14 protein-coding genes are annotated in these 16,349 nt (G+C 68.3%); 6 read left to right on the top strand and 8 right to left on the bottom strand.

The genetic code is table 11. The annotated features are described in order from the left end of the window. Nucleotides 1-6 precede the first annotated feature (6 nt). The 3 genes from mreD to ACTJI2_RS17765 all read right to left on the bottom strand — a co-directional run bounded on the left by mreD (nucleotide 7) and on the right by ACTJI2_RS17765 (nucleotide 2,829). A complete protein-coding gene (mreD, locus tag ACTJI2_RS17775) occupies nucleotides 7-486 on the bottom strand; it encodes a rod shape-determining protein MreD (RefSeq protein WP_183639385.1) in 480 nt (159 codons plus the stop codon). Next, nucleotides 483-1,601: a rod shape-determining protein MreC gene (gene mreC, locus ACTJI2_RS17770; RefSeq protein WP_440842899.1), complete on the bottom strand. Its 1,119-nt coding sequence runs from the start codon at nucleotides 1,599-1,601 to the stop codon at nucleotides 483-485. The genes mreD and mreC overlap by 4 nt, the downstream gene beginning before the upstream one ends. Before the next feature lie 181 nt (nucleotides 1,602-1,782). Beyond that, nucleotides 1,783-2,829 (bottom strand): rod shape-determining protein, encoded by a 1,047-nt coding sequence (locus ACTJI2_RS17765; RefSeq protein WP_141455404.1) that lies wholly within the window; start codon nucleotides 2,827-2,829, stop codon nucleotides 1,783-1,785. Between the two features lie 334 nt (nucleotides 2,830-3,163). On the opposite strand from ACTJI2_RS17765, the gene ACTJI2_RS17760 reads away from it, so the two are divergent. Both ACTJI2_RS17760 and ACTJI2_RS17755 read left to right on the top strand, forming a co-directional pair. Further along, on the top strand, nucleotides 3,164-4,096 hold the full coding sequence (locus ACTJI2_RS17760) for a carbohydrate kinase family protein (protein ID WP_141455403.1): 933 nt from the start codon (nucleotides 3,164-3,166) through the stop codon (nucleotides 4,094-4,096). A 120-nt stretch (nucleotides 4,097-4,216) separates the two neighbouring features. Further along, the gene (locus ACTJI2_RS17755; protein WP_440842898.1) at nucleotides 4,217-5,707 is read left to right on the top strand and encodes a diguanylate cyclase; all 1,491 of its coding nucleotides are present in this window, start codon (nucleotides 4,217-4,219) and stop codon (nucleotides 5,705-5,707) included. A gap of 37 nt (nucleotides 5,708-5,744) precedes the next feature. Here the strand turns inward: ACTJI2_RS17755 and ACTJI2_RS17750 are convergent, their stop codons facing one another. From ACTJI2_RS17750 to ubiE, 4 genes are all read right to left on the bottom strand, one after another. After that, the gene (locus ACTJI2_RS17750; RefSeq protein WP_440842897.1) at nucleotides 5,745-6,473 is read right to left on the bottom strand and encodes a hypothetical protein; all 729 of its coding nucleotides are present in this window, start codon (nucleotides 6,471-6,473) and stop codon (nucleotides 5,745-5,747) included. Further along, nucleotides 6,470-7,450 carry an alpha/beta fold hydrolase gene (locus tag ACTJI2_RS17745; protein ID WP_440842896.1) on the bottom strand — a complete coding sequence of 327 codons (981 nt, stop codon included), beginning with the start codon at nucleotides 7,448-7,450 and terminating at the stop codon, nucleotides 6,470-6,472. The genes ACTJI2_RS17750 and ACTJI2_RS17745 overlap by 4 nt, the downstream gene beginning before the upstream one ends. A gap of 3 nt (nucleotides 7,451-7,453) precedes the next feature. After that, nucleotides 7,454-9,385, bottom strand: a complete 1,932-nt coding sequence (locus ACTJI2_RS17740) for a M1 family metallopeptidase (protein WP_192198071.1) — start codon at nucleotides 9,383-9,385, stop codon at nucleotides 7,454-7,456. 264 nt (nucleotides 9,386-9,649) lie between these two features. Beyond that, complete coding sequence (gene ubiE, locus ACTJI2_RS17735) at nucleotides 9,650-10,411, bottom strand: bifunctional demethylmenaquinone methyltransferase/2-methoxy-6-polyprenyl-1,4-benzoquinol methylase UbiE (protein WP_192198072.1); 762 nt, start codon at nucleotides 10,409-10,411, stop codon at nucleotides 9,650-9,652. Between the two features lie 102 nt (nucleotides 10,412-10,513). Here ubiE and ACTJI2_RS17730 point away from each other — a divergent pair, with 102 nt between their 5' ends. Then, on the top strand, nucleotides 10,514-12,178 hold the full coding sequence (locus ACTJI2_RS17730) for an MFS transporter (protein ID WP_440842895.1): 1,665 nt from the start codon (nucleotides 10,514-10,516) through the stop codon (nucleotides 12,176-12,178). Beyond that, nucleotides 12,175-13,275 (top strand): HlyD family secretion protein, encoded by a 1,101-nt coding sequence (locus ACTJI2_RS17725; protein WP_440842894.1) that lies wholly within the window; start codon nucleotides 12,175-12,177, stop codon nucleotides 13,273-13,275. Before ACTJI2_RS17730 ends, ACTJI2_RS17725 begins: the two co-directional genes overlap by 4 nt. 12 nt (nucleotides 13,276-13,287) lie before the next feature. Here ACTJI2_RS17725 and ACTJI2_RS17720 read toward each other — a convergent pair whose 3' ends face one another. Further along, nucleotides 13,288-14,892, bottom strand: coding sequence for a hypothetical protein (locus ACTJI2_RS17720; protein WP_440842893.1), 1,605 nt, complete (start codon nucleotides 14,890-14,892; stop codon nucleotides 13,288-13,290). 116 nt (nucleotides 14,893-15,008) lie between these two features. Between ACTJI2_RS17720 and ACTJI2_RS17715 the strand changes: the two genes are divergently transcribed. After that, a complete protein-coding gene (locus ACTJI2_RS17715) occupies nucleotides 15,009-15,458 on the top strand; it encodes a nucleoside deaminase (RefSeq protein WP_183639395.1) in 450 nt (149 codons plus the stop codon). 177 nt (nucleotides 15,459-15,635) lie between these two features. Further along, nucleotides 15,636-16,325: an alpha/beta hydrolase gene (locus ACTJI2_RS17710; RefSeq protein WP_183639396.1), complete on the top strand. Its 690-nt coding sequence runs from the start codon at nucleotides 15,636-15,638 to the stop codon at nucleotides 16,323-16,325. The last annotated feature ends 24 nt before the right edge of the window (nucleotides 16,326-16,349 follow it).

Genomic DNA, 16,349 nt, shown 5'->3' with positions numbered 1-16,349 from the left:
GCCGGATCAGTTGCGCCGGCCCTGGCGCAGCATGTCCAGCAACACGTAGATCAACGGCCACAGCAGCATGCCCAGCAACGGCGCCCACCAGTAATTCCAGGGCAACCGGGGTTCACCGAGCAGCCAGTGGATGGCCGCGTCGACGATACGGTCGTTGATGAGCAGGCCGCCGATGGCGAGCGCCTGCTGGGATACCGGGAAGAACCGCAGCTGCAGGCGGAACCGCTGCAGGATGAAGGCCATGATCACCAGCCGCAGCGCCTGTTCGCCCAGCAGGCTGCCGAACATCACGTCGGCGATCACGCCCACGCCCATCGCCAGTCCCAGGCCGGCGCGCTCGGGCGTTTCGATCACCCAGTAGGCCAGCACCAGCGCCAGCCAGTAGGGACGCAGCGGCTGCAACATCTCCGGCAAGGGCAGCAGGCCCAGCAACAGGGCGACGATGAAACTGAGCGGCAGGATCCAGCCGCTGCGGATACGGCTCATCGTGCAGGCTCCGTGGCCGGAGTGGCCTGACTGGCCGACGGCGGCGGCGTCTGCGGGGAGGGCGCGGCGTTCATGCGCGGCGGATTGGCCGATGTACCGGCGGGTGAAGGGGTGGTCGTTGCCGTGCCGACGGAGCCGGGTGTCGCGGCACCGGCCGCATTGGCGGCGCCGCCCGTTGCCGGCGTCACGCCGTTCACGGCCGGCGTGACCGGCACGCTGTCCGGATCGACCGGTGCGTTGGCCGGACGCGTGGCCGGCAACGGCAGGCGCAGCGGCGGCGCCGAGCGCAGCAGCAGGACGTCGCGGCCGCGATCCAGTTGCGCGGCCGGGCGCACGTCGCCAACCAGGAAGGCATGGCTGTCGTCCGGCCTCAGGGCGGCGATGGTCCCGACCGGGAAGCCGGCGGGGAACCGCCCGCCCAGGCCGGACGTGACCACCACGTCACCCACCTTGACCCCGCTGTTGAGCGGGATATCGGCCAGTTCCAGCAGATCGCGGCGGCCGCGCCCGTAGGCGATCAGGCGCACGCCGCTGCTGGCGACCACCACCGGCACCGCGTGATCGGGATCGGTCAGCAGCAGGACGATCGCATGCGCCGGGGTCACCTGCGTGATCTGTCCCATCAGGCCGCCGGCGTCGATGACCGGCTGGCCGATGCGCACGCCGTCGCCGCTGCCGGCATCCAGCACCAGGCGCTGGCGGGTGGGATCCAGATCGATGTCGAGGATCGGCGCCAGCTGCACGTCCAGGCCACGACTCTCGGCCACGCCCAGCAACGCGCGCAGCTGCATGTTGTCGGCCGCCGCCGTGCTGAGCCGAGTCAGGCGGGCATTGGCCACCAGCAGCTCATTGCGCAGCTGGCGGTTTTCCTCCATCAGCCGGGTGCGGGTCACCGCATCGTCCTTGACCCGCGTGCCGACCCGCCCGGGCAGGCCCGCCAGCCACCACAGCGGCTGGGTCACCACGCTGACCTGCGCACGCGCCTGCGACAGCCAGCCGCCGCGGTGATCCAGCACGATCAGGGCGATCGCCAGCGCCAGATAGCCCAGCAGGCGCAGGGTGCTGGCGACTTCTCCGGGGCGGGAGGCGACGGGAGGACCGGCGTAGGCAGGCATCAGGGCCGGGAATCGGATGGGGGGAATCGGGAAAGCCGGAATGCGCGCGGGCGGCATTCCGGGTCGGGAGTCGTTGCGGGTGTTTCAGATCCCCGTCGCGAAAACGGCGGGTGGACGCGCGAACCGGAACCACGGAAAGAACAGACACCCATTCCCCGCCCCCGGTTCCGCATCCCCAGCCTCATTCCGGCGCGAAGAACTCGTTGCCGTGCATGTCGACCAGCTCCAGGGCGCGGCCGCCGCCGCGCGCCACGCAGGTCAGCGGATCGTCGGCCACCTGCACGTGCAAGCCGGTTTCCTCGGAGATCAGGCGATCCAGGTCGCGCAGCAGGGCACCGCCACCGGTCAGCACGATGCCGCGTTCGGCGACGTCGGCGCACAGCTCCGGCGGGGTCTGTTCCAGCGCCAGCTTGACCGCGCTGACGATGCCCGACAGCGGCTCGTGCAGGGCTTCCAGCACTTCGTTGGAGTTGATCTTGATCATCTTCGGCACGCCCTCGGCGAGGTTGCGGCCGGAGATTTCCATTTCCTGCAGCTCCGGTTGCGGGTAGGCGCAGCCGATTTCCAGCTTGATCCGCTCGGCGGTGGCTTCGCCGATCAGCATGCCGTGGTTGCGGCGGACGTAGTTGGTGATGAATTCGTCGAAGCGATCGCCGCCGATGCGGACCGACTGCGAGTAGACGATGCCGTTCAGCGAAATCACCGCCACCTCGGTGGTGCCGCCGCCGATGTCGATGACCATCGAGCCGCGGGCCTCGGTGACCGGCATGCCGGCGCCGATGGCGGCGGCCATGGGTTCCTCGATCAGGTAGACGTCGCGGGCGCCGGCCTCCTCGGCCGATTCCTTGATGGCGCGGCGCTCGACCTGGGTGGAGCCGGCCGGCACGCACACCAGCACGCGCGGGCTGGGGCGCAGCACGCGCGACTTGTGCACCTTCTTGATGAAGTACTTGAGCATCGCCTCGGTGTAGGTGAAGTCGGCGATCACGCCGTCCTTCATCGGCCGGATGGTGGTGATGTGGCCGGGGGTGCGGCCCAGCATCTGCTTGGCCTCGGCGCCCACCGCGGCGACCGAACGGGAGCCGCCGATCGCCCGGTCCTGGCGCACCGCCACCACCGACGGTTCGTTCAGCACGATGCCCTGTCCGCGTACGTAGATGAGGGTGTTGGCCGTGCCCAGGTCGATGGACAGGTCGTTGGAGAACATGCCGCGGAGCTTTTTGAACATCGGGGAGTGGGTCCTGCTGGTGGCGGATCGCGCAGCGGGGCTGGCGATTTTTTGGGCACGAAACGAAGTCGGCTAGCCTAGCAACCCGCCTGTGCGCGGGCAAGGAAAAATCTCGTGAAAATGCGGGGAAAAACGCGCATGGCGACGGTTCGACCGATGCGGATGGATACCGCCGGCGGCCTCCACGTACGGTTCGCCGGGGGCGGATCAAGACTGGCCCCGCGCGCCCTCAGCCGGTAACCTTCGCACCGGCCTGCCCGAACCGGGGTGGCCGTCCCGTTTTTTTCGACCGGCCAGGCATGGCCGGCCGCCGTCCACCCGCCGAGCCTTGCCGATGTCCGCACTGATTTGTGGTTCCCTCGCCTACGACACCATCATGGTGTTCCCGGACCAGTTCAAGAACCACATCCTGCCGGACAAGGTGCACATCCTGAATGTGTCCTTCCTGGTCCCGCGCATGCGCCGCGAGTTCGGCGGCTGCGCCGGCAACATCGCCTACAACCTCAAGCTGCTGGGCGGCGACCCGATCCCGATGGCCACGGTGGGCCAGGACTTCGGCCCGTACCGGGAGTGGTTCCAGGAGCAGGCCATCAACCTGAGCCAGGTCAAGGTGATCGAGGAACTGTTCACCCCGCAGGCCTTCATCACCACCGACCACGACAACAACCAGATCACCGCGTTCCATCCGGGCGCGATGATGCGCAGCTACGAGAACCACGTGAAGGACGTGCCCGGGGTGACCTTCGGCATCGTCAGCCCGGACGGGCGCGAGGGCATGCTGCAGAACGCCGCCGAGTTCGCCGGGGCCGGCATTCCCTTCATCTTCGATCCCGGCCAGGCCATGCCGCTGTTCAACGGCGAGGAACTGCGCCAGTTCATCGAACTGGCCGACTACGTGACCGTCAACGACTACGAATCCAACCTGCTGCAGGAACGCACCGGCTGGAGCGAAACCGACATCGTCAAGCGGGTCAAGGCCTACATCACCACCCGTGGCCCGCACGGCTCGCAGATCCACACCCCCGACAAGACCTACGACATCCCGCCGGCCCACGAGCGCCGGGTCACCGACCCGACCGGCTGCGGCGACGCCTTCCGCGCCGGCCTGATCTTCGGCATCGAGAAGGGCTACGACTGGCTGACCATCGGCCGCATGGGCAACCTGATGGGCGCGCTCAAGGTCGAGCACCCCGGCACCCAGAACCAGCGCTTCGACTTCGACGAATTCAACGAGCAGTTCAAGCAGCAGTTCGGCTACTCGCTCTGATTCCGGCGCGGCCGGGATGCATCCCGGACCTGGTCCGCGGCGGCGGGATGAAATCCGTCACCATTCCGGCGTAAGGTGATGGCGAAGGGCGGGTAACACGACCGTCCGCGCAAGGCGGCAATGACAGGTACGCACGCAGGACATCCCCGCGAGGGGAACTCCCAGGACACCACTCCGGCGGTTCCGCCATCCCGTTTTTCCCTCGTTTTCCGCCAGTTCGCGGCCGCCGCCGGCATCGGCCTGCTGGTGCTGGTCGCTTCCTGGCTCGGCATCCTCAGCCGTCCCGAGCACCAGCTGGCCTCGTTCTGGCCCACCAACGCCTTGCTGCTGGGCGTGTTCGCGCGCCGGCCCGCGCTGGCGACCCCGCTGGGCTGGCTCGCCGCGGCGGCCGGTTACATGGGCGCGGACCTGCTTACCGGCAGCGATCTGTCCGCCACCCTGCGCCTGACAGGCGCCAACCTGGCCGGCGTGGCGGTCGGCTACCTGTTGTTCCACCGGTTCCGGCGCGAGGATCTGGGCCTGCAGCGCGCGCAGTCGATGTTGCGGGTGCTGATGGTCTGCGCCGGGGCGGCCTTCGCCGCCGCGCTTTCGGGCTGCCTGATCGCCCGCTCGCTGATCGGCGCCGACCTGGTCCAGGCCATCGGCATCTGGTTCTCGGCCGAACTGGTCAGTTACGTGGCGCTGGTGCCGGTGATCCTGCTGCTGCCCTCCCCGCGACAGCTGCGCCACGCCTGGCGCGAACCGCTGGCGCGCTTCCTGAACATGCCCGGCCACCGCCTGCCCGCGTTGTCCCTGCTGCTGACGGTGCTGCTGGGCGTGGCGATTGGCGGTCCCGGCGCGATTGCCTTCCCGGTGCCGGCGCTGCTGTGGTGCGCACTGAGCTACCGGCTGTTCACCACCGCGACCGCCACCGCTCTGCTGTGCATCTGGACCCTGGTGGGCATCGCCAATGGCTGGATCGACCTGCACGTGCAGGACGACATGGCCGCGATCGTCTCGATGCGCATCGGCATGGCGCTGGTCGCGGTGGCGCCGCTGACCGTGGCCGGCGCCCATGCCGCGCGCAACCGGCTGCTCAACGCGCTCAACCATGCCGCCAACCACGACGCGCTGACCCAGACGCTCAGCCGCAGCGCCTTCGAGCGCCGCGGCGAGGCCGCGCTGGAACGCGCCCGCACGCAGGGTGGCGGTCTCGCCATGCTGATGGTGGATCTGGATCACTTCAAGGCGATCAACGATCGCCACGGCCATGCCGCCGGCGACACCGTGCTGGTCGCCTTCGCCGAACGCGCGCGCGGACTGCTGCGCGAAGGCGACCTGCTGGGCCGTTTCGGCGGCGAGGAATTCGCCATCCTGGCACCGGGCGTCGGCGAGCGCGACGCGCTGCGGCTGGCCGATCAACTGCTGCGCGTGTCCGCGCAACCGTTCGCGCTGGAAGACGGCCGCCGCCTGGACATCACCATCAGCATCGGCCTGGCGATGCAGCCGCCGCTGGCCGACGGCGCCTCGCTGGAAACCCTGCTCAAGCGCGCCGATCGCGCGCTGTACCAGGCCAAGTTCAATGGCCGCAACCGGATGGAACAGGCGCCATTGCCGGCGTCGGAGTCCTAGGCTCCCGGGTTCGAGACGGACCGCGGCACGCGCGGGATCACTCCCAACCCGGCATCTGGCTGCCGTCCAGGCCGCCGGTCTCGAACACCGCCTTGCGGGTGCCGCCCGCTTTCACCGGGAACTCGATTTCCAGCATCCTGGTCTTGCCCGCCAGTTTCCACAGCGCGTTCTGGTCGGTGATGAACATGGCGATCGCCTCGTCGGTGTCCGGGCGCCAGGCATCCATCGCCCGGGCCGGCGCGCCATCGGCGGTCACCTTGACCTTGCAGCCGCCCGGGCAGCGGAAGTCGCTGGCCTGCAGGACCAGGTAGCTGCTGCGCTTCCACTTGGGATGATCGCGGAAGATCAGCTGCACCGGCTTGGCGCCACTGCCGTCCACGTCGACCGGATCCTTGCTGTGGATGGCGGCGGTGCGCTGGGTGCCGCCATCGGTGGCGATCTGGGCGTAGTCCCACAATGCCTGCAGGCGGCGCTCCTCGCGCGCGCCCTCGGCCTTGGCCTTCACCTCTTCCAGCAGCGGCTTGATGCGCGTGGCCGCCTGGCTGTCCGGATACTGATCCAGCAGGGCCACGCCATGGATGCGCGCCATTTCCCAGTCGCGCGAGGCCTGTGCCGCATCGAACTTGCCGGCCAGCTGGGTGGCCGCCTCCTCGTTGGCGGCGGCCTGGGCCTGTGCGGCGGCACGCTGCTCGGCCTCGCGGTCACCGCAGGCGGACAGGGCCAGGACGCTGGCCAGCATGGCCGGGACGATCAGGGTGCGTTTCATCGGGGGACTCCGTTGCGTATCAGGTAATCGACCGCGGCGGCGACGTCGTCGGGACGTTCCATGATCGACATGTGGCCGCAGTCGGACAGCCGCACTTTAACCGCTTGCGGGATGCGTTCGGCGTAAAGCTCCAGCGCGCTCGGATCGATCACCCGATCCTGCGCGCACCACAACAGCAGCGTGGGCTGGCGGACGTGCGCGGCGGCCTGTCCGGGCAGGAAGGCTTCCGGCCCGCGGCCGATGCGATCCAGCACCGCCTGCTCGAACGGCGCCTGCGCTCGGCGCCAGTCGATCAGGCCGCGCGAGGCCGGCCAGGGAATCGACGGTTTGGCTTCCTCGCGGTGGAACACCGTATCGAGGTAGCGCTTGAGCGAAGCCTCGTCATGCACCGCGAACGGATTGTGTCCGGCCAGCACCTGCTCGCCGAACACGTTGTCGCGGAAGCGCACCCCGGCCGCATCGATCAGCGCGACCCGGTCCACCAGATCCGGACGATCCGCCGCGGTCAGGGCGACGATGCCGCCGCCCATCGAATGCCCGAGCAACACCAGCGGACTGCCGGGCCGGCGCGCGACCCGGGCGATGAACTCGGCCAGCCGCCGGTTCTGCGCGTCGAAACCGTAGTCCTCGCCCGCCTTGCGTTCGCTCGCGCCCCAACCGGGCAGATCCGGAATCACCACCCGGTACTGCCCCACCAGGCGCTCGGCCAGCGGATACCAGTTTTCCTTGCTGCCGGTGAAGCCGTGGATCATCACCAGCGTCGGCGCGGCCGGATCCTTCGCTCCACGTTCGGCATAGGCCCAGCGATGCCCGGCCACCTCGGCGTGATGCAGGCTCAATCCCGCCATCCAGCGCTGCCGCGCCAGCTCGCCGCGCACCAGCACCATCGGATCGCGCCATACCCAGATCAGCAGCGCGCAAACGAAAACGGCCGCCGTGACGGCGACCGTTTTCCAGGAGATGCGTGGGCGACGCATCGCTTACTTGCTTTCGCCCGCCTTGGCCTTGGCCAGCAGGGCCTCGACCGACGCGGTGGTGATCGGGTGGTAGCCCGGCTTGGCGCGGGCGAAGCTCTCCTCCGCGAAGGCCAGGCCGTCCGGGGTTTTCACCAGTTCCTCGTAGATCGGCATGATCAGCTTGCGGCGACCGACGCGCTCGATGAACTTGCCCAGCTCCGGGCGCGCATCCAGGTAGCCGCTGCGCACGGTCAGCGGATACCAGCGCATGGCGATCTCGCCATTCTGGGTGCCGGTGAAGTGGTAGGCCTTGTCCAGCTGCGCCAGCTGTTCGACGGTCAGCTTCTCGCCCATGCCGTTGATGAAGCTCACCCACTGCTGGGTCACCCAGCCCGAGGTCACCTGCGGGTTCGGCAACTGGCCGCTGCCCAGCCAGGCGATGCGCGCGGTGTCGGTATTGGAGAAACCGCGCGACTGCGCCTTGGCGGCGAACTTGGGAATGCCGGGCTCGTTGAGCCAGGCGTTCAGTTCGGCCTCGGTCACCGCGTTCGGGTTCTTCGGCAGCAGGTTCTTTTTCAGGTACTCGACGAACTGGTCGGTGGTCGCGCTCTGGAAGGCGTGGTCGTCGAACCAGCCACGCAGGAACGGATCGAAGGTGGCGCGGCCGAAACGCTCTTCCAGGAACTTCAGGAACCAGGCGCCCTTGACGTAGGCGACCTGGCTCAGCGAATCATCCGGATCGCGATCGGTCAGCGGCGGCAGCGCCAGCGCCTGATCGGCCGGCGACATGTTCTTCACCTCGTCCAGCAGTTCGGTCTGGTCGATCTGGCGTTCCATCTCGGCCAGTTCCTTGCCGTACAGCGCCTCGGTGATGCGGTCCTGCACGTAGGTGGTGAAGCCTTCATTGAGCCAGATGTCCTTCCAGCTGGCGTTGGTCACCAGGTTGCCTGACCAGCTGTGCGCCAGCTCGTGCGCGATCAGCGAGACCAGCGACTTGTCGCCGACGATCACGGTCGGGGTGGCGAAGGTCAGGCGCGGGTTCTCCATGCCGCCGAACGGGAACGACGGCGGCAGCACCAGCATGTCGTAGCGTTCCCAGCGGTACGGGCCGTACAGCGATTCGGCCACGCCGATCATCTTCTCGGTGTCCTCGAACTCCTTGGTCGCCTTCTCGACCATCGACGGTTCGGCCCACACGCCGCTGCGGTTGGAGATCGGCTTGAACACCAGATCACCGGCCGCGATGGCCAGCAGGTAGGACGGAATCGGCTGCGGCATCTTGAAGCTGTAATCGCCATCGCGCGACGCGGCCGGATCGTTGTCCGCGCTCATCAACACCATCACGTCCGGACGCGAGGTCACGTGCGCGCTGTAGGTGAAGCGCACGCTCGGGGTGTCCTGCAGCGGCACCCAGCTGCGCGCGTGGATGGCCTGCGACTGGCTGAACATGAAGGGCAACTGCTTGCCTTCGGTCATCGACGGCGCCAGCCACTGCAGGCCCGACGCCTGCGGCGAGGTCTTGTAGGCGATGCGCACGTGCGCGTTCTGCGCCGGCGCCTCGATGGTCAACTTGCTGCCGAAGATCTTGTCGGCCTGCGCCAGGTTGAACTGCAGCGGCGCCCAGGCGCCGGCGGCGTCCTGGCCTTCGACCTTCTCGATGCTCAGGTCGCGGGTGTCCAGGACCAGCTGCTTGGCCGCCTTGTCCTTCCATTCCAGGGTGTAGCTGGCGGTACCGCCGAGTTGCTTCTGGTCGAAATCGACCGCCAGATCCAGCGCCAGATCCTTGATGACGACCTTGGTCGGCTCGGCGTAGGAGCTTTCGTCGTGGCTGCGTTCGGTCTTCACGGCGGTCGGCGCGGGCTTGGCGGCGGGAGCTTCGGGAGCGGGGGCGGATTCTTGGGAGCAGCCGGCCGCCAGCACGGCGGCGCAGGACAGGGTCAACAGTACGGCGCGCATCAGGGATTCCTGCGACAGGGAAGCGGCAAGTTTACCCGCCCGCGCGGCGGATGCCTTGATGCGGCGCAGCTTGGGGATGGCTCCAGAAGCAAATCCCCCTCGGTCCCCCTTTTCAAAAGGGGGAGGAAAAGCCAGTCGCTGCAAGCACGTGACGACGTGATAGCCCCCTTTTAAAAAGGGGGCGGGCACCCGCGCCAGCGGGTGACGGGGGATTTGCTCTTGGCGCAGAACCTTGCTCCCCTTCCATGAAGGGGGAGGAACCGCTTAAACGCGATAACCCGTATGCACCGCGACGATGCCGGCGCTGAGGTTCTTGTAGCTGGCGCGGGCGAAGCCGGCTTCGTCCATCATCGCCTTCAGCTGTTCCTGCGGCGGATGCTTGCGGATGCTCTCGGCCAGGTACTGGTAACTGCCGGCGTCGCGGGCGAACAGCTGGCCCAGCTTCGGCAGCACCTTGAACGAGTGGAAGTCGTAGACCGGCTTGAACCACTCGGCGGTCACTTCCGAGAATTCCAGCACCCGCGCCTGGCCGCCAACCTTCAGTACCCGATGCATCTCGCGCAGCGCGGCATCCTTGTCGGTGACATTGCGCAGGCCGAAGGCGATCGTGACCAGATCGAAACTGCGGTCGGGGAACGGCAGCGCCTCGGCGTTGCATTGCACGTAGTCCATGCCCGACACCAGCCCGCGATCGGTCATGCGATCGCGGCCGACCGACAGCATGCCGGCGTTGATGTCGCCAAGCACGATCTCGCCGGTCTCGCCCACACGATCCTTCAGCAGCGCGGCGATGTCGCCGGTGCCGCCGGCCAGATCCAGCACGCGATCGCCGCGCTTGACCTGGCAGGTGCCGACGAAATAGCGCTTCCAGATCCGATGGATGCCCAGGCTCATCAGGTCGTTCATCAGGTCGTACTTGCCGGCGACCGAGGTGAACACCTCGCCGACCAGTTTCTGCTTGTCCCGGGCGTCGACGTCGCGGAAACCGAAATGGGTGGTGCCTGATTGGTAGGGGGATTCGCTCATGGGACGGATTATCGCACCGTCCGGGGGGATCTTGCCGGCGCGGCCGTGGGACAATACCGTGGTGACAACGCCATTCGTCTTCCAGAGGATGCCGACCCGCCCGTGAGCAGCCGCTATACCCCCCGCGAATGGCTGCCGCACGAGCGCCCCACGTTCCCCGGGTCGCCCTCCACCCCGCTGCACCCGGTCCGCCGGCGCATCCAGTTCGCCATCGTCGGCGTGGTGGTCGCGCTCACCGGCGGCCTGAGCAACGCCCTGGTCACCGCCAACCTGCTGAACCTGCAAGGCACCCTGGGCGCCTATGCCTGGGAGATGGCGTGGCTGCCGGCGGCCTACGTGATGACCAACGTCTCGGCCAATCTGCTGCTGGTCAAGTTCCGCCAGCAGTACGGCCTGCGGCTGTTCACCGAGATCTTCCTGGTGCTGTACGCGCTGATCGCGTTCGCCCACCTGTTCGTCAACGATCTCGGTTCGGCCATCGCGGTGCGCGCCGCGCACGGGCTGGTCGGCGCGGCGCTGAGCACGCTGGGCCTGTACTACATGATCCAGGCGTTTCCGGCGCGGATGCGGCTCAAGGCGGTGGTGATCGGGCTGGGCATGAGCCAGCTGGCGCTGCCGCTGGCGCGCATCTTCTCCACCGAGCTGCTGCAGTATGGCGAATGGCGCGGCCTGTATCTGTTCGAATTGGGCCTGGCGATCGTGGCGCTGGCCTGCGTGCTGGTGCTCAAGCTGCCGCCCAGCGATCGCACGAAGGTGTTCGAGAAGCTGGATTTCCTGACCTTCTCCCTGTTCGCCGGCGGCGCCGCCTGCCTGGCCGCGGTGCTGTCGCTGGGTCGCTATCTGTGGTGGACCGAGAATCCGTGGCTGGGGGTGACCCTGGCGATGGCGATCGTGCTGCTGATCAGTTCGGTGGCGATCGAGCATTACCGGAAGAATCCGCTCATCAACACCCGCTGGCTGGCCAGCGGCACGATGATGCGGCTGGCGCTGTCCATCGTGCTGATCCGCATCGTACTGTCCGAGCAGAGCATCGGCGCGGTGGGGTTCATGCAGAACCTGGGCCTGAACAACGACGAATTGCACACGATGTACGCGTGGGTGCTGGTCGGCTGCGTGGCCGGCGTCGCCGTCAGCGCGCTGACCATCCGCCCGCAGCACACCGGCCAGCACCTGATGTTCGCGGTGCTGCTGATCGCCACCGGCGCGTTCATGGACGCGCATTCCAGCAACCTGACCCGCCCCGAACAGATGTATTTCAGCCAGTTCCTGCTGGCGTTCGGCAGCACCTTCTTCATCGGCCCGGCGATGATCAGCGGCATCGGCGCGATCCTGTCCCAGCCCGGCAACCTGATCAGCTTCGTGGTGCTGTTCGGCATGACCCAGAACATGGGCGGCCTGCTCGGCTCCGCGCTGCTGGGCACGTTCCAGGTGGTGCGCGAGAAATTCCATGCCAGCCAGCTCGCCGAGCACATCACCCTGCTGGATCCGCAGGTGGCCGCCCGCGTGCAGGGAACGGCGGCCGGCTATGCGCACACGCTCGGCGATCCGGTCCTGCGCAACGCGCAGGGCATGCGCGCGATGGGCGCGACCGTGACCCGCGAGGCCAACGTGCTGGCCTACAACGATGTCTTCCTGATGGTGGCCTGGCTGGCCATCTTCACCCTGCTCTGGATCTACGCGGATCTGTGGTGGCGACGACTGAATCCGCCGCCCCCCACGCCCGCACCGCCTTCGCCTTCCCCTTCTCCACGGCCGACGCAAGCATGAACACAGCCGCCAATCCTCCTCCCGATGCCGAACCGGCCGCCCGCCAGCCCGCACGCCGCCGGCGCCGCCTGCTGGGCCTGACCGGATTCGCACTGCTGGCCCTGCTGGGCGTGGGCGTGGTGCTCTACGCCTGGCAGCTGCCGCCCTTCACCAGCGCGCTCCAGACCACCGAGAACGCGATGGTGCGTGGACAGACGACCCTGATCAGCCCGCAGGTCAGCGGCTACGTCACCGACGTGCCGGTGCAGGATTTCCAGCATGTGCGCAAGGGCGCGCTGCTGGTGGCGATCGATGATCGGATCTACCGGCAACAGCTGGACCAGGCACGCGCGCAGTTGCAGTCCGCCGAGGCCAATCTCGCCAACTGGACCCAGCAGCACCGCAGCGCCGAGGCCAACGTCGCCCAGAGCCGCGCGGTGATCGCCAGCAACGCGGCGCAGGAACGACGCACCCGTTCGGCGCTGCGGCGCGCGGATCAGCTCGCCCACGAGCATCTGCTTTCCGAGCAGGACCGCGATACGGCCTTCGCCGCCAACGCGCAGGCCGAAGCCAACCTCAGCCAGTCCCGCGCCGGGCTGGAGGTCGCACGCCAGGGCGTGCGCAGCGTCGACGTCAACCTCGCGGTGCTGGAAGCGGCGGTCGCCAGCGCGCGCGCGGCGGTGCAACTGGCGCAGATCAATTTCGACAACACCCGCATCCACGCCCCGCGCGACGGCCAGCTCGGCCAGGTGACGGTGCGCCAGGGCGCTTACGTCACCAACGGCACCCAGCTGATGGCGCTGGTGCCGGACACGATGTGGGTGATCGCCAATTTCAAGGAAACCCAGATGGCGAAGGTGCGGCTGGGCCAGCCGGCCAGCTTCACCGTCGATGCGCTCGGCGGGGAACGCCTGCGCGGGCGCGTGCTGGAGATCTCGCCCGCCACCGGTTCCGAGTTCAGCGTGCTGCCGCCGGACAACGCCACCGGCAATTACGTGAAGATCGCCCAGCGCATTCCGGTGAAGATCGCGATCGATTCCGGCCAGGCCGCCGCGGCACGACTGCGTCCGGGCATGTCGGTGGTGGTCAGCGTGGACACCGCCGCCGCGGACCGCTGAGCGGCGCGTACATCAGCGGATCCGGCGAGGATCGCGGAAGGGCATGCGACGAAGCAGCGGCGGACGCGCGCCGATCCGACCCGGGCCGGCGACCGCAGGCGCGGGCGCACTGGCCGGCGGCGTGCCCACCCGCGCGGGCAACGGCCCGCCGGTGACCTGCCCGCCCGCGGTCAGCGTGACCAGGAATCCCCGCGCGGTGGCGCCGTCCACGCGCAGCCGGTAGCCACCATTCGGCGCGGACCACGTCTCGCCCACCTTGAACATCGTTCCCTCGTTGTTGGCCACGTTCGCCGGCGGCATGTCGGCGTCTTCGCTGTAGGCGGTGCCGCCGCGCACGCGATGCACGATCACCGCGCTGCCGGCCAGCGCCGCCTCGTAATTGCCCGACCGGCTGCGCGCCTCCAGCGTGTACGAAACCGTGAGCGCGGGATCGGCCTGCTCCGGCGTATCCAGCACCACCAACTGGCGACCGGTGCCATCGGCCAGGGCCGCATACTCCAGCTCGAACTGCCAGCTGCCCGTGAGCGTGGCGGGAACCACCCATTTGCGCGCGCCCGCCACCCAGCCCAGGCGGTCCCGCTGGATCATGTTGATGTGCTTGGGCCGCGTGCCGTAGACCGGATCGGCGACCGCGTTGCGCCAACCATCGCTCATCACGTCCCACGGATTGTCGTAGGTATCGTCGTCGCCATCCGAGTTGTCCGAATGCGGCAGCCCGTAGCCATGCCCCATCTCGTGCGCCAGCGGCGCGAGATTGGCGAACGACCACGGTGGATTCCAGGTGGTGCGCGGGCATCGGCGCGCGCCGTCCATCACCGCGCACGCGCCACCACCCCAGGCATAGCCATCCAGATCGCCGTTGAACATCATGTTGATGCCCTGCACGCCGGTAAAATCCACCTGCGCGTCCGCGGCGGCGACGCAATCCTGGAACAGGCGATCCAGATCCGCCTCGTCCTTCCCCTCGACCGTGGTCACATAGCTGGATCGCGGATTGGGCAGGCTGAACCAGCCATAGGCCGAACTGCCCGCCAGGTTGATCTGGCCATAGGAGACTTCGCTCCAGTAGTGGCCGAGCTGCCCGATCGCATTGCCATACTGGCTGGTGAAGAACGCCCGGTCCTTCTGCTCGGTGGCGATGTCGGAGAACTTGCACATCACGGTCACCCAGCGGGTGTTGCCCATCACCGCGGCCGCGGCGGCAACCTGCTTGCCGCCCCGTACGGGCGCCGCCTGGGCCAGCCGATCCGCGGGCACGATCGCATCCACGAAGCGTTCCCGGGCGGAGATACCCCGCGCCTGCGCCGGCAACGAAACCGCGACCCGGCGATTGGCCAGTGCATACAGGTCCACCGCCGCGCGTTTGGCTTGGGCAGGATCGAGCGGGATGCGGCGGCCATCATCGGCCAGCAACACCGCACGCAGCCGCGCGGGGGGCGCTTTCTGCTGGCGCGGCACGGGCGCGGGATCGCCCCAGTGCAGCGCCAGGCGTCCCTGGACGATGGTGGCGCCTGCGGCCTGCGCTTGCGCATGGGCCGCGCCCAGCGCAATGCCCAGCGCGACGATGCAGGCGGACCACGCGGTCTGCCAGCGCGACCGTCGACTACGGTGTTTCATGGCTTCTCCCCTTGTCGCCGGTGCCCCGGCCGCAGCCGGGGCGGAGCGGGACCCCACGCCCGTTCCGGCCTCCGAGCATGGCAGTATCACGCCCTGCCCGCCACCCGGAATCGTCCATGTCCATCGACTATCGCGCATTGCTTGAGACCGCCATCACCGAAGCCCGCCAGGGCCTGGCCGAAGGCGGCATCCCGATCGGCGCGGCGCTGTACCACGACGACGGTCGCCTGCTTGGCTGCGGCCACAACCGCCGCATCCAGGAGAACGATCCCTCCGTGCACGGCGAGACCGATGCCTTCCGCAAGGCCGGACGCCAGCGCCGCTACCGGGACACCATCATGGTCACCACCCTGGCACCGTGCTGGTACTGCAGCGGGCTGGTGCGCCAGTTCAACATCGGCACGGTGGTGGTGGGCGAATCGGTGAACTTCCGTGGCGGCATCGACTGGCTGCGCGAGAGCGGCGTCAACGTCATCGACCTGCGCAGCGAGGAATGCATCGCCCTGCTCGGCGACTACATCCGCGCCAACCCCGAGGTGTGGAACGAGGACATCGGCGAGGATTGAGGGCCGTCCGCGGCCCGGCCGTCCCCGGGCGGCCACCCGGCATTGCCGCAGCGTCATCGGGGCGACACCGGATGCAGACCCGGAATGAACGATCGGCCTGCCATAGTCCAGTTCGTCTCGGCCATGGCCGGGCCACGGTGTCATCGGGCAACACCACTCAATCAAGGGAGTCGGCTCATGAGCACACCCACCCTCGTCCTGGTCCATGGTTTCTGGGGCGGCGCGGCGCACTGGCGGAACGTCATCCTGGAACTCTCGCGCAAGGGGCACGACCGCATCCGCGCGGTCGAACTCCCGCTCACCTCGCTGGCCGACGACGCCGAACGCACCCGCAAGATGGTCGCCCAGCAGCCCGGCCCCGTGCTGCTGGTCGGGCATTCCTACGGCGGCGCGGTGATCACCGAGGCTGGCGACCAGCCCAACGTCGCCGGCCTGGTCTACATCGCGGCTTTCGCCCCGGATGCGGGCGAAAGCCCGGGCGGCATCAGCCAGGCGCATCCACCCGCCGCGATCGCCAACCTCGCACCCGACAGCGACGGCTATCTGTGGATCCGGTACGACAAATTCCACGAGAGCTTCTGCCAGGATCTGGATGCCGACGACGCACTGGTCATGGCGATAGCGCAGAAAGCACCGTTGGCGAGTACCTTCGGCGACACCGTCACAGCACCGGCCTGGAAGAAAAAACCCAGTTGGTATCAGCTCTCGACCCAGGACCGCATGATCCATCCCGACAACCAGAAGCACATGGCCGAACGGATGAATCCGCGCGCGCTGCTGGCGCTGGATGCCAGCCACGCCTCGCTGGCCTCGCAGGCCGCGGCGGTGGCCGGATTGATCGACGAGGCGGCGCGGACGGCCGGCTGACGGGTTCGTCTCCAAGTTCCGGGT

The sequence above is a fragment of the Pseudoxanthomonas sp. 22568 genome (assembly GCF_052044485.1).
In the GTDB taxonomy this organism is placed as follows: domain Bacteria; phylum Pseudomonadota; class Gammaproteobacteria; order Xanthomonadales; family Xanthomonadaceae; genus Pseudoxanthomonas_A; species Pseudoxanthomonas_A beigongshangi.
This window is presented reverse-complemented; position numbering and strand designations above follow the sequence as displayed.

Bases quoted from the DNA above. Each gene is read 5' to 3' on its own strand.
- mreD (WP_183639385.1), bottom strand. From the start codon at position 486: ATGAGCCGTATCCGCAGCGGCTGGATCCTGCCGCTCAGTTTCATCGTC.
- ACTJI2_RS17765 (WP_141455404.1), bottom strand. From the start codon at position 2,829: ATGTTCAAAAAGCTCCGCGGCATGTTCTCCAACGACCTGTCCATCGAC.
- ACTJI2_RS17745 (WP_440842896.1), bottom strand. From the start codon at position 7,450: ATGCGTCGCCCACGCATCTCCTGGAAAACGGTCGCCGTCACGGCGGCC.
- ACTJI2_RS17755 (WP_440842898.1), top strand. From the start codon at position 4,217: ATGACAGGTACGCACGCAGGACATCCCCGCGAGGGGAACTCCCAGGAC.
- ACTJI2_RS17760 (WP_141455403.1), top strand. From the start codon at position 3,164: ATGTCCGCACTGATTTGTGGTTCCCTCGCCTACGACACCATCATGGTG.
- ACTJI2_RS17710 (WP_183639396.1), top strand. From the start codon at position 15,636: ATGAGCACACCCACCCTCGTCCTGGTCCATGGTTTCTGGGGCGGCGCG.
- ubiE (WP_192198072.1), bottom strand. From the start codon at position 10,411: ATGAGCGAATCCCCCTACCAATCAGGCACCACCCATTTCGGTTTCCGC.
- ACTJI2_RS17750 (WP_440842897.1), bottom strand. From the start codon at position 6,473: ATGAAACGCACCCTGATCGTCCCGGCCATGCTGGCCAGCGTCCTGGCC.
- mreC (WP_440842899.1), bottom strand. From the start codon at position 1,601: ATGCCTGCCTACGCCGGTCCTCCCGTCGCCTCCCGCCCCGGAGAAGTC.
- ACTJI2_RS17725 (WP_440842894.1), top strand. From the start codon at position 12,175: ATGAACACAGCCGCCAATCCTCCTCCCGATGCCGAACCGGCCGCCCGC.
- ACTJI2_RS17720 (WP_440842893.1), bottom strand. From the start codon at position 14,892: ATGAAACACCGTAGTCGACGGTCGCGCTGGCAGACCGCGTGGTCCGCC.
- ACTJI2_RS17715 (WP_183639395.1), top strand. From the start codon at position 15,009: ATGTCCATCGACTATCGCGCATTGCTTGAGACCGCCATCACCGAAGCC.
- ACTJI2_RS17740 (WP_192198071.1), bottom strand. From the start codon at position 9,385: ATGCGCGCCGTACTGTTGACCCTGTCCTGCGCCGCCGTGCTGGCGGCC.